This is a genomic window from Paenibacillus cellulosilyticus (genome assembly GCF_003182255.1).
Classification (GTDB): Bacteria; Bacillota; Bacilli; order Paenibacillales; family Paenibacillaceae; genus Paenibacillus_T; species Paenibacillus_T cellulosilyticus.
Map to the genome: position 1 here is coordinate 1 of NZ_QGTQ01000055.1, position 12886 is coordinate 12886.

Genomic DNA, 12886 nt, shown 5'->3' on the forward strand with positions numbered 1-12886 from the left:
ATGGTATATTGGATGTACAAAAGAAACAGCTCCTTTGGAATGGTTGGTGGTACTTCCATTTTACCAAAAGGCTGTTTCTTTTTGTTTGTCTAAAAACAAAATACTGCCAGCAGCGGAGCAGACGAATGATTCTGAAGAAGCGTCAGCGGTCGCCTTTGTCAACGGATTGCTACCTTGTCACGATCTTACCCATTCAGAGCAATCCGGTGACAACAGCGATCGTAAGAACATTCGCTCTGCGCAGCTGCTCTTGCAGTTCATTGAAACACAAGGGGCCGTCCCAAAGTCTAATGACTTTTGGGACAGCCCCATCGCCAAAACCATCAACCGCTCAGCTGTAGGTGCATTTCTGCACCTACTGATCGCCAAACCCATCAACTGCTCGGCTGTAGGTGCATACCTGCTCCTACAGATCGCCAAAACCACCAGCCGCTCAGCTGTAGGTGCATTTCTGCTCCTACAGATCGCCAAACCCATCAACTGCTCGGCTGTAGGTGCATTTCTGCTCCTACAGATCGCCAAAACCATCAACCGCTCGGCTGTAGGTGCATTTATGCTCCTAATGATCGCCAAAACCACCAACCGCTCAGCTGTAGGTGCATTTATGCACCTACTGATCGCCAAACCCATCAACCGCTCAGCTGTAGGTGCATTTATGCACCTACTGATCGCCAAACCCATCAACCGCTCGGCTGTAGGTGCATTTTTGCACCTACAGATCGCCAAAACCACCAGCCGCTCGGCTGTAGGTGCATTTCTGCACCTACTGATCGCCAAACCCATCAACTGCTCGGCTGTAAGTGCATTTCTACACCTCGTTGAGCTCGTTCGCGGCCCAGTACGCCGATATGGTGCATTTCTGCACCTCGTTAAGCTCACTCACTGCCCAATTGCATTTTCTCATGAAGTGCCAATTGCATGTATTTGTAAAAAGTGATATCATAAATATATCAAACCAATACCATCACATTTGTTAAAGGGGCGTGTCTTTCATATGGTGGAATCGAAAGCTTGGTACATGAACGGTTATGCGGCGCTGCTGCTAGCGCTAGTCTCATTCGTCGGAGGAATCGCACTTATCATAGGCGGTGCCAGCACAGAGGATCCAAGTGCAGCGTTGATTGTCGCAGGTGTCCTACTTTTCATCGTCTTCATCATTACGGTCTCCTCGCTCGTCATCGTTCAGCCAAACGAAGCAAAGATTATTACGTTCTTCGGCTCGTACAAAGGTACGGTGCGCGACAGCGGCCTGTGGATGGTTGTGCCATTCACGAACAAATCGAAAGTGTCGCTCAAGGTTCGCAACTTCAACAGCCAAACGCTTAAAGTAAACGACGAAGAAGGCAACCCGATCGAGATCGGCGCGGTCGTCGTCTACAAGGTAAAGGACACAGCCAAAGCCAGCTTCGACGTAGACAACTATGAGAAGTTCGTTGCTATTCAAAGCGAGACGGCGATTCGTCATATCGCGGCTCATTACCCGTACGACTCCTATGATTCCGAGCCAACGCCATCGCTGCGCGGTAATGCAGACGAGGTTGCCACGGAATTGATGAACGAGCTTCAGCATCGTCTTAACGTTGCTGGCGTACAGGTCATCGAAACACGCTTGTCCCACCTTGCCTATGCACAGGAAATCGCAAGCGCCATGCTGCAGCGTCAGCAAGCAATCGCCATCGTTGCTGCACGTCAGAAAATCGTCGAAGGCGCCGTCGGCATGGTCGATGCCGCGCTTCAACAGCTGGAAGCGTCCGGCATCACGTTGGATGACGAGCGCCGTGCGGCTATGGTCAACAACCTGATGGTCGCGATCGTCTCCGATCGGGCAGCAACGCCTGTCATTAACGCCGGCTCGCTGTATAGCTAAGCAGGTGCTGTCATGGGTAAAGAGAAGAAAGCTTTCCCGCTCCGACTCGACCCGGAGATCCACAAGGCGCTCGAGCGCTGGGCAGGCGACGAATTTCGCAGTGTGAACAGCCACATCGAATTCCTGCTTCGAGAAGCCTTAGCGAAATCTGGCCGTTTGAAGCAGCTGCGTCCTCTCGAACCTCTCGAGCCGCCCGAGTCTGAATAACGCACGATCTAATTTCGAGCCTTGCTTACCCGCTTCCATACTAGCGGCGAGCAGGGCTCTACTTCTATCACTGCCACGGCCCTACTCGAATTTGCGCTTTGAAAGTGCTAATATGTAATACACCTAAGCATTGGCACGACAACAACGAACAATAACAATAAGGGAGGACCCACTACGATGAAAAATGATCTAATCCGACGCTTCACCTCATACGTCGTTATCGATACCCAATCCGACGATGCGAGTGACACATGCCCAACGACGCCAGGCCAATGGACGCTTGCCCATAAGCTCGTCGACGAGCTCAAGGAGCTCGGCATGCAGGACGTTACTGTCGATGAGAACGGCTATGTGATGGCGACGCTCCCTGCCAATACAGACAAGCAGGTAGACACCATCGGATTCCTCGCTCATATCGATACAGCGACAGACTTTACCGGCAAGGACGTGAAGCCACAGATCGTGGAGCAATATGACGGCGGCGACATTGTGCTGAATGAAGCACTTGGTGTCGTTCTCTCGCCCAAGGATTATCCTGAGCTGGCCGGCTACGCCGGACATACACTCGTTACGACTGACGGTACAACGCTGCTTGGCGCTGACGACAAAGCCGGCATTACCGAGATTATGACGGCGATGGACTATTTGATCCAACATCCCGAGATTAAGCATGGCACGATCCGTGTCGCTTTCACACCGGACGAGGAAATCGGCAGAGGCCCACATCGGTTCGACGTGGCTGCCTTCGGCGCGAAATATGCTTACACGATGGATGGCGGCCCGCTCGGCGAGCTGCAATATGAGAGCTTCAATGCCGCACAAGCACGCATCACGGTCAAGGGCAACAATGTTCACCCAGGGACAGCCAAGGGTAAAATGGTTCACTCCTCCAAAATCGCGATGGAGCTGCACAGCCGTCTTCCCGTACAAGAAACACCTGAGTTCACAGAAGACTATGAAGGCTTCTATCATCTCATCACAATGCAGGGCACAGTTGAAGAAACACAGCTTGTCTACATCATCCGCGACCATGACAAACATAAATTCAACGCCCGTAAGGCTTTTATCGAGCAGATCGTTCAAGAGCTTCGCGCCAAATATGGTCCATCGAGCATCACGCTTGAGCTGAAAGACCAATATTACAACATGCGGGACCGCATCGAACCGGTCAAGCATATCGTCGATATTGCCTATGACGCAATGAAGAGCCTCGACATTGAGCCCATCGTCATTCCCGTTCGCGGCGGCACCGATGGCTCGCAGCTATCGTATATGGGACTGCCAACGCCGAACATTTTCACAGGCGGCGAAAACTATCACGGCAAATTCGAGTATGTTTCCGTCGATAATATGGTCCTCGCTGCGAAGACGATTATCGAGATCATTAAACGGTTCGAGCAGCAAGCTTAGACAGCCCGGCTGCCGATACACAACAAAAAACCGATCGCACCCCGATCGGTTTCTTCATGCTTACCTTACGTTCACTTCTACATACAGCCTATTATTCATACGCTAGTAACATCGGCTATATTCGTGACATTTGCTCATTAGAGAGGAGTTGAACCACGTGGAGCCATGTTCGTTTCAAGGTCCTGGGAAACAAAATCCGGTCTTTATCGGTGGCTACGACAATCCCCGTCCAACGAATGATCCAAGCCAGCCCGATTATTGGATCGGCTCCGGCCAATCCGTTCTATTCGATGCAGCGCTGAACAATGGGGCCGGCGGCTTCATTACAGCCAGCGACCTTGTACGTATATCGAAGAATGCCGTGCTCCATTCATCAGAGGAATGTGATTGCGTCGCGACGGTAACCGTCGACATCGAGGCGCATCCGGTGGCATTCGGTTATTTTCCACCGCATTCGCTTGACGTGATCTTCGTCCTTGATGTGACTTCGAGCATGATGTCCAACGCTAGTCTCAAATTCACGCAGGCCAAGCGTGCGCTTATTAGCACGATCAATCAGCTATGGGCATCGAATCGGAATACGACCGTCACGATCATCCCATATGGCCGTGATGCGTTCCTGCCTGTCCCTAGCCCCGGTACGGGCTTCAGCTACAACTACTTGGGTACGTTGTTTCAATGGAAACGGTCGTACAATCCTCCTCCATCGGCAAGCACCTATTACATTTCGCAGATACTAGGCTATCGGCAGAACGGCAATATCTCGAATACCGTGCTCACCCAGTTTCTCACGCAATCCGCACCGCTTGTGGCCAACATTGAGCAAAGCTTGTACAACTTCTACAACTACTACAAAATCCAATACAGCGATATCTATGATGACGCTGGCAATCCGCTGCCCGATACCGTCCTGTCGAATTACATTACGACTGTCTACAATCCGAACGTATCGAAGTATTCGAACAATCCGATCACGAACATCGCCAACAACACCCCGTTGTCCGCCGTCCAATTAACCTACAGCATGAATGATACAGGCTATGCGAACAATACGATTTTGCAAAATATGGTCTGGGCGATCCCCTATTCCGAGGATACGAATACCGAGGCTGGCATGCAGGCGGCTTACAACTTGTTCACAACGCCAGACTTTGCGCAATCGGATGATCCATTCCGCCGATGCGTCATTCTCATCACGGACGGACAGGCGAATCGGTCGATCAATCCCGATTTCTCTCAGTCGTATGCCGCCCTCGGCGACACGGATAGCACCTTCTTCCCTGACGTGGCTGGCGAGCCGTGGAAATATTTCACCCAGCTCCAGCAGACGCTGCCGACGCTCGTAGCCGAAATGTCCAGTCGCTCCTCTACCTTCAACGAGATCATTCTCTCTTCCACTCGCGTTCAGCAAGTAGCCGACAAGCTGAAGGACCCCGCGGACGGCAATGTCCAAATCTACGCGTTAGGCATCGACATCAGTGCTCAATCACCTGGGCCTTATACGCGTGACGATGTCATTAATTGGATGAAAAGCTGGGTGTCTGCACCCGCTTTCTTCCGTGAATCAACGACAACCGACCCGCAATCCCAGATCGAGGCCTTGCTGACTGAGTTGGTCCAAGATGTATTAAGCTTGTTCGCAGGCAGCAGACTGGTGTTCCACGACGGGATCAACACTGCGCTTTTTCAATATGTGCCCGGTACGATTCAGATCCACGGCGTACGCGACGGCCTAAAGCTCAAATCGCCCAATCAACCCGACATCATCGACCCTGCGGACCCTGATTTTACGATTTATCCAAAAGCACCGCTGCTGCCGGATGTAACGGACAACACCGTCGTGAACGGGACGATTACGATCGATTACGGCGTCATGCCTCTTGGCATGCTGACGCGGGACAGCTTAACGACGATTACGCTTACCTATCAGGTCCAATCGAATCCGTTCGCTAACGGCGATCATCTGCATACGAATACCGATAATCAAACATTCGTATCATTCATTGAACCGAATCACACGAAAGCCGATTCATCAGTAATCGATTATTCGGCAGAACCTCAATCCATCTTCTTTCAAACACCGATCATTGCCTGCACCTGTACACCGTTCGCGGACGTATCCATCCTCAAAGTCGCTAATCGCTCGTCAGCGCGTCCACTCGACGAGGTCATCTATTTCATTGAAGTGACCAATACAGGGACGCTCACGTTGACGAACCTCGTCGTGGACGACCCGCTGCTTGGTGTCCGGTTTACGATTCCATCCCTTGAGCCGCTTGCTTCCTTCGGCCAATCGTTTTCGTTCACGATTCCATCGGGAACGCCGCAAGGGCCCTTCACCAATACGGCGTCGGTCGTTTCGAACGAAACGCCTGATCCACAAACAGCTGATGCTTCGGTGCTTATTGCGCTCGTCCCTTCGCTGCTCTTCACCAAATCTGTCAATCGACGAGTCGCGAGCCCAGGCTCGACGGTTATTTTCACCCTTCGTATCGTTAATAATGGCGAGGTTAATCTGAATAATGTGCATCTCACCGATTCCCTGCTAGGCATTGATACGATAATCGATCACATTGCAATAGGTGCAGATCTTACAATTGATCTGCCTTTCGTCATTCCAGAGGATGCTGCCATCGGCTCCACCATTCTGAACGTCGCAACAATTGCACCTGAAGGGCTGCCCCCGATTACAGTCGGTGTTGACGTTGAGGTAGAAGCCGTTCCACGGCTGCAAATCGAGAAGGTGGCCGATCGGCAACAAGTGGAACCAGGTCAGACTGTCGTATTCACCATTACGGTCACGAACAACGGAGACACCACGCTAACGAATGTACGTGTAATAGACGCAACACTCGGACTCGATACGACGCTTCCATCGTTATTTCCCGGGCAATCGATCCCGGTTACAGTCAACTTCCTCATACCACTAGAGACGACACCAAAGCAGTACACGAACACATCCATCGCTTCATCTGATCAGACGCAGCCCGTAGAAGCAAGCGAAGCGGTTGAGGTATTGCCAACGCCTGCAATCGGCATTCGAAAGGTTCCAGATCGGCAGACGGTTACACTAGGAGGTACCATTCATTATCAAGTAACGGTTACGAACTTCGGCAACGTCGCTCTAGGTCCATCTCGCGTTATCGATCCACTGCTAGGTGTCGATATGACCATCCCTGCTTTGGCTATCGGCGAAATCCGTGCGATTCCCGTCACCTATCAGGTGCCTTCCCATGCGCTTATTGGCTCTGTGATCGACAATATGATTACAGTGCAGTCTCCTGAGGCAGGAACTGCCCAAGCAGAGGCAATCGTCACGGTCGTAGGATTAGGCCTTGCATTAACGAAAACTGCTGATCGCCAATTCGCCATTCAAGGCGATACGATGTTCTACACGCTGACCGTTACGAATCTTACCGATGCACCACAAACGAATGTTGTGCTCGCAGACGAAACGCTTGGCTTCCATGAAGTTATCCCGGTGCTAGATGCCGGCGCCACAATCGAGCGCACCATATCGTTCGTAGTCCCATCCGTTCCAGACGGCACGGCACTGCGCAACATCGCGACCTGCTCGTCGGATCAATCACCGCCAGAGCAAGCAGAAGCAGTCGTCGGGGTCAACAGCGAGCTCGTGTTCACGACGCTGCGCGTAACGAAAATCCCAGACAAATCAATAGCATCGCCTGGCGAAACGATTGTGTATACCGCATCCGTCACGAATACGGGCAGCTCCACTGCTACTACTATTACGTTGAGAGATTCACTAACCGGCACGCAATTCGTTCTCCCATCACTCGCACCAGGGGAGAAGAAGTTCGTAACGTTCTCGTATACGGTCCCCGTCAACACGAAGCAGGGAACGGTCATTCATAATGTCGTCCTTGTCACTTCGCCGCAGACCGATCCGATAACAGCCGAAGCCGATGTACCGATCGCACTGCCGCATGCGCTGCTGGAGCTTACCAAAACAGCCGACCGCCCATCTGCGAAGCCAGGCGAAACGGTATACTTCCGAATTTCCGTGACGAACAAGTCAGCAATTGATCTGCACACGGTAAGGGTGTTCGACAATCTGACGCAGTTCAGTACGGTTATTCCGGTGCTGCATCCTGGGGAGACGCGAGCTTTCGCACAAACGTTTCAAATCCCGCTCGACGCCAGAGGAGGCGACGTCTTCGTCAACACAGCAACTGCCTTCTCCGACGAAACGCCGTTCGAGCAGGCATCGGTCTCGGTATCGACCGTGTCCATTCCGGAGTTCACGTTGAAGGAAACGGTTGATCGCCCGGTCGTTTTTGGCGGCGAGACGGTATTGTTCACCATCCATTCTGAAAATGTCGGCAACGTCGATCTGATCAACTTCGTGCTGCGCGCACCATTATTTCATTTCGTGCTCCGTATCGCACGCTTTCAGGTTGGAGGCAAGTTTACCGGTCGTTTTCCATTCGTCACGCCGGAGGTCGAAGACGATACCGTCTTCATTAGTCCTGTTACGGCTCAAGCCGACAACAAAGGTCCAAAGCATGTAGAGGCATCCGTACTGGTCCTGCCGGAGGATGATGAATAAATAATAAGAGGGCCACCTCCGAAGTTAGCGCGAATCTAACTTCGGAGGTGGCCCATTTTATGCTGATTTTATTATTGTTATAGTTTTAAGTTGCACTAGATGCCAACCAACGCAATTCCTCGTCATCCGACTGGCATACCGCAATATTGGCTCCAAGTAAGCGGAAGTCTTCAATCATATTCTCATAGCCGCGTTCGATATGATGCACGCCCATGACGGTCGTTTTGCCTTCAGCGATCATCCCCGCCATAATGAGAGCGATGCCTGCTCGAATGTCGGACGCATGAACAAGCGCACCTGTCAGCGGCTTGCCGCCGTTCAGACGTGCAACGCCGGAACGAACTTCAATGTCCGCCCCCATGCGGCGAAGCTGTGCAGCATGCTGGAAGCGGTTCGGATAGATACGGTCCGAGATCAAGCTGCGGCCAGGAGCTTTGAGCAGCAGCGAAGTGAGCGGTTGCTGAAGATCCGTCGCAAAGCCAGGATACATCGCGGTACGTACCCGCGTAGCCCGATATACGCCTGTTGCGTGCGCCGTGATCGTGCTGCTAGTCGTCTCGATATGAAGACCGATCTCCGTAAGCTTCGCAAGACACGAACCCAGATGCTCTGGAATAACGTCCATTACCGTAACCGAGCCGCCTGTTACCCCTGCAGCCATCAGGAAAGCTCCTGCAATAAGCCGATCTGGAATAACATGATAGGTGCATCCCTTCAAATTCGAAACGCCATCAATCACAATCGTATCCGTTCCTGCGCCACGAATGCGCGCACCCATCTGAATGAGCAGATTCGCTGTATCGACAACCTCAGGGTCTCTGGCAGCATTGCGCAGCACCGTTCTGCCCTTCGCGCGTGCCGCCGCCATCATCACATTCATCGTTGCGCCAGAGGTGATCATATCAAAATAAATATCCGCGCCTACAAGCGATGCCGCTTCAACCACGTAATGGTCCGCATGGAACGTGAAGCGCGCCCCCATTGCCGTAAGTGCCTTCACATGCTGGTCGATCGGACGACTGACGAAGTCGTCGCCCCCAGGATAACCGACACTCACTCGGCCATGCTTGGCGAGCAGCGCTCCAACGAAATAGTAAGCCGTACGGAAAGCCGATGCTTTAGCCGGTTCAATAACGGCAGCATGGACAGCACGCGCGTCAATCAGCAGCTGTCCTACTGCTTCCCGCTGGATGACAAGGCCCATTCCTTCTGCAATTTGTTCAATAATCTGTATATCGGCAATGGATGGAATATCGCATAGACGGACAGGCTCGTCCGCCAAACATGCAGCCGCAATAAGCGCCAGCGTACTGTTCTTAGCCCCCGGAATTCGAACGGATCCGCTGAGCGCTGGTGATGGCTGTACGATGATTCTTTTCATAAATAAAAGTTCCCTCCACTAAGTTCGCTATCGTTCTGTGCCATGACGACTTGTACACCTGCTTTTTCAGCCTGTTGAATGAATGCTCTTGATGCCCGCTTATCCGTAATCAGGATGTCCAGCTCTGCAAGCGGAATAGAGCTCGCGAATAAATCGCGGCCCAGCTTCTCATTGGGTGCCAAACCGATTCTCGTTCGTGCGTTTTCAATGACGGCGCGCATGAAGCTGCCACCGTCTGGCGTTGCCATACTAATCCCTTTGCCCGTAAAGCCTCCGCCCGTGACAAAACAAATATCGAACGAGAATTTACGGACTTGTTCGATTGCAAGAGGGTCTATAAAATTGCCTGATGTCGTTCTTAATTTGCCACCGATCAGGTAGGCGTCGACATTATCCCAGCCCTTGATCGTGTCCGCAACCTTCATCGCATTCGTCACGATCGTTATGGGATAATGGCGGGGAAGGTGCTGAAGCATACCGAAATGAATACCCGCTCCACCAATGAACACAGCGTCGCCAGGCTGTATATAAGAAGCCGCGAGCTTCGAAATTGCATCTTGCGATTCGTTCGGAGGACCATAACGTCTCTCATCCGATTTTGGAAACACACGCACCTGATTGATAGGTACGGCGCCACCATACGATTTCTTAAGCAGACCCTGCTCTTCCATAATAGACAAATCTCGGCGAATTGAATCGACCGATAATTGGAATTGCTGTGCTAGTTCCTTCACAACAATGCGCTGATCCTTATGCAGCTGATCCAAGATGAGCTGTCGGCGCTCTTCGGCTAACATGCTTGTACCCCTTTACAACGTGTTCAACAAGTTCGGACTTCCCGAACAACCTCATTATGACAATTTATGCTAACTATCGTCTATTTTATTCATTATTCTTCCTTCATGTCAATCTCGTTTATTCATGTTTCTTCATGATTCGCGTTAATTACGACAAAAAAAAGAACAAACGGGAAGGATAACCCCGTCTGTCAGTAGTTGTACACCTCAATATTACAGCTATATTCACGATAACAATGGGATATGGCTGCTTTTATAAAATAAAAAGAAGAAGCCCAAAACTTACGTTCTGGACTTCCTCATTTGAATGGATTGGATTATTCGAAGTAAACCGCTTTGCCCGTACGGGACGATTCGTAGATCGCTTCAAGAATTTCCGATACAACGAGCGCCTGCTCCGGCTTCACGACCAGCTCTTTGTCATACAGCACGTGCTCAATCCAAGCGCGAGCTTCGAGCTCTGCCGGATCATCCGATGCGCCCTCATAGAAGGCGACGCCACCGCTGCTAAGCTCAATTTCCTTCGTGTACAGACGGCTGTTGCTCTCGCCGTTAATGCGAAGACCGCCCTTCATGTCTGCACCCGCTTCTGTACCGCACAGCGTAACTTTCGCTTCGTCGATGTCGAGGGAGTTAAGCGCCCAGCTGGACTCGAGTACGAGCGATGCGCCGTTCTCCATCGTGATCATTGCGAATGCGGAATCTTCTACCGTGAACTCCTTCGGATCCCATGGACCCCAAGCGTTCGCTGCGTTCTCACGCTGCGACAGCTTATGGTAAGCGCGTCCGAGTACAGCCTTTGGCTTGTAGTTGTCCATCATCCACAGCGCCAGGTCAAGCGCATGCGTACCGATATCGATAAGCGGTCCTCCGCCTTGTTTCTCTTCGTCCAAGAATACGCCCCAAGTCGGAACGGCACGGCGACGAATCGCATGTGCTTTGGCAAAATATACTTCGCCCAGCTCGCCTGCTGCTGCTGCGTCTTTCAGGTAGCGGCTGTCCGCACGGAACCGGTTTTGATACGCGATGCTCAGCTTCTTGCCTGTGCGTTGTGCCGTTTCCAGCATGCGGCGTGCATCTGCAGCTGTTTTCGCCATTGGCTTCTCGCACAAGACATGCTTGTCCGCTTCAAGCGCAGCAATCGTAATTTCTGCATGGGAATCGTTCGGCGTGCACACATGAACAACGTCGATCGAGCTGTCCTTCAGCATTTCTGTATAGCTTTCATATACTTTTGCTTCTTCAGCACCATATTTCGCTTTTGCTTGCTCAGCGCGCTCTACGACAATATCGCAAAAAGCGACCAATTCAACTTCTTTAACTTTAACAAGAGCAGGCAAGTGCTTGCCCGTCGCAATACCGCCGCATCCGATAACGGCTACCCGAACTTTAGACATCGACAAAATCCTCCCCATCACCATCTGATTCCTTGCGCTAACACTAGACTTAGTATATTGCAGCGCTTATTATATGTGTAGGTTTGGAATAGTGCTCGTTTTATGTGATTTTGTCATTCGGGGGCGCATCTAGTGGAAATCTATAATGAGAAAGTCGCATATGAAAACCCTCTCTTGTCATTGAAGGTATATACCGCTGCCCGGTACGACGATGCCTTAATCAATTGGCATTACCATCGAGAGGTAGAAGTACTGCTAGTGAACGAAGGTGGGCTCGAAGTTCACATTCAAGAGGAATTACTCCGGCTGGAGGCTGGTGACATTGCGCTGATCGGTTCGTCGCAGCTGCATCGCGACCGCAGCTTCGGCACGCCGCTCGAATATATCGTGCTGCAGTTTGATCTGGAGCAGTTTTTCGATGCCAGCACACTGCCGTTTATGCGCTATTTTGCCGAGTCGAACAATCCGCTCAGCAGCGCGAATTATATTTTTCAGGAGAATCCGGAGCTCAAACGTCAGGCTGCGGCCTGCATCCGCGAGATCCTTCGTGAATCGAATGAGAAACAGATCGGCTATGAGTTGGCTGTTAGCATGCTCGTGAAACAGCTGCTGCTGCTGCTGCTTCGCAACGATCGTAAGAATGTGCTCACCGATCAGGACGACTTCGATCGCCTGCGGCTTCGACCTGTGCTAACGTACGTCGAGGACCATTTGACGGATCGGATTCAAGTCGAAGAAGTGTGCAAGCTAGCGAATATGAGCTACTACTACTTCGTCAAATTTTTCAAGAAATCGATCGGGCTTTCGTTTACGGAATATGTGAATTATCGCAAAATCAAATGGGCAGAGCGTATTCTGCTTACGAAGGACCTCAGCATCTCGGAGGTTGGCGAGCGAATCGGCATGCCAAACATGGCGCATTTCTACAAAATGTTCCGCAAATATAACAACTGCTCGCCGAAGGAATTCCAGAAGAAGATGCTGGCGTGGGGTAAGGGGTGAAGATTTCTACCCACCTAATTCCTCCCTGCTAGGGAGGACCCCATGGGACTCCCGTCCCCTGGACCCCGGAAGGGGATGGTGGCCAGACTGAGGCGCTGGTGAGATGCTCCGTGCTAGGGGTCGCGTGCCCCTTTGGGGCATAGCTTCTGTTCGAGGGTGCTCTACCCACCTGATATGAACGAAAGTGTCAAGGCGCCATTGTAACTTCCTTGGCACTCTCCGTTTTTCTTTGTTGTTGAAGGGCTGTGCCCTGAA

9 protein-coding genes are annotated in these 12886 nt (G+C 51.6%); 6 read left to right on the top strand and 3 right to left on the bottom strand.

Annotation, left to right across the window (positions count from 1 at the left end):
• The 5 genes from DFQ01_RS30410 to DFQ01_RS30430 form a co-directional block, all read left to right on the top strand.
• A partial coding sequence (locus DFQ01_RS30410; protein WP_219993718.1) for a hypothetical protein occupies positions 1-937 on the top strand: 937 nt, incomplete at its 5' end.
• Between the two features lie 57 nt (positions 938-994).
• Positions 995-1867, top strand: coding sequence for an SPFH domain-containing protein (locus DFQ01_RS30415; RefSeq protein WP_110047660.1), 873 nt, complete (start codon positions 995-997; stop codon positions 1865-1867).
• Positions 1868-1879: 12 nt separating this feature from the next.
• On the top strand, positions 1880-2074 hold the full coding sequence (locus DFQ01_RS30420) for a type II toxin-antitoxin system antitoxin (protein WP_110047661.1): 195 nt from the start codon (positions 1880-1882) through the stop codon (positions 2072-2074).
• A gap of 177 nt (positions 2075-2251) precedes the next feature.
• The gene (pepT, locus tag DFQ01_RS30425; RefSeq protein ID WP_110047662.1) at positions 2252-3484 is read left to right on the top strand and encodes a peptidase T; all 1233 of its coding nucleotides are present in this window, start codon (positions 2252-2254) and stop codon (positions 3482-3484) included.
• 157 nt (positions 3485-3641) lie between these two features.
• The gene (locus DFQ01_RS30430; RefSeq protein ID WP_110047663.1) at positions 3642-8054 is read left to right on the top strand and encodes a DUF7507 domain-containing protein; all 4413 of its coding nucleotides are present in this window, start codon (positions 3642-3644) and stop codon (positions 8052-8054) included.
• A gap of 85 nt (positions 8055-8139) precedes the next feature.
• Here the strand turns inward: DFQ01_RS30430 and murA are convergent, their stop codons facing one another.
• The 3 genes from murA to DFQ01_RS30445 all read right to left on the bottom strand — a co-directional run bounded on the left by murA (position 8140) and on the right by DFQ01_RS30445 (position 11629).
• Positions 8140-9435, bottom strand: coding sequence for a UDP-N-acetylglucosamine 1-carboxyvinyltransferase (gene murA, locus DFQ01_RS30435; protein WP_110047664.1), 1296 nt, complete (start codon positions 9433-9435; stop codon positions 8140-8142).
• On the bottom strand, positions 9432-10232 hold the full coding sequence (locus tag DFQ01_RS30440) for a DeoR/GlpR family DNA-binding transcription regulator (RefSeq protein ID WP_110047665.1): 801 nt from the start codon (positions 10230-10232) through the stop codon (positions 9432-9434). The genes murA and DFQ01_RS30440 overlap by 4 nt, the downstream gene beginning before the upstream one ends.
• Before the next feature lie 317 nt (positions 10233-10549).
• Entirely contained in the window at positions 10550-11629 is a 1080-nt protein-coding gene (locus DFQ01_RS30445; protein ID WP_110047666.1) for a Gfo/Idh/MocA family protein, read from the bottom strand.
• 132 nt (positions 11630-11761) lie between these two features.
• Between DFQ01_RS30445 and DFQ01_RS30450 the strand changes: the two genes are divergently transcribed.
• Positions 11762-12631 (top strand): AraC family transcriptional regulator, encoded by an 870-nt coding sequence (locus DFQ01_RS30450; protein ID WP_110047667.1) that lies wholly within the window; start codon positions 11762-11764, stop codon positions 12629-12631.
• Positions 12632-12886 lie beyond the last annotated feature (255 nt).

Excerpts from the sequence above, each read along its gene's own strand:
- DFQ01_RS30415 (WP_110047660.1), top strand. The coding sequence starts at position 995 with ATGGTGGAATCGAAAGCTTGGTACATGAACGGTTATGCGGCGCTGCTG.
- DFQ01_RS30420 (WP_110047661.1), top strand. The coding sequence starts at position 1,880 with ATGGGTAAAGAGAAGAAAGCTTTCCCGCTCCGACTCGACCCGGAGATC.
- pepT (WP_110047662.1), top strand. The coding sequence starts at position 2,252 with ATGAAAAATGATCTAATCCGACGCTTCACCTCATACGTCGTTATCGAT.
- murA (WP_110047664.1), bottom strand. The coding sequence starts at position 9,435 with ATGAAAAGAATCATCGTACAGCCATCACCAGCGCTCAGCGGATCCGTT.
- DFQ01_RS30440 (WP_110047665.1), bottom strand. The coding sequence starts at position 10,232 with ATGTTAGCCGAAGAGCGCCGACAGCTCATCTTGGATCAGCTGCATAAG.
- DFQ01_RS30445 (WP_110047666.1), bottom strand. The coding sequence starts at position 11,629 with ATGTCTAAAGTTCGGGTAGCCGTTATCGGATGCGGCGGTATTGCGACG.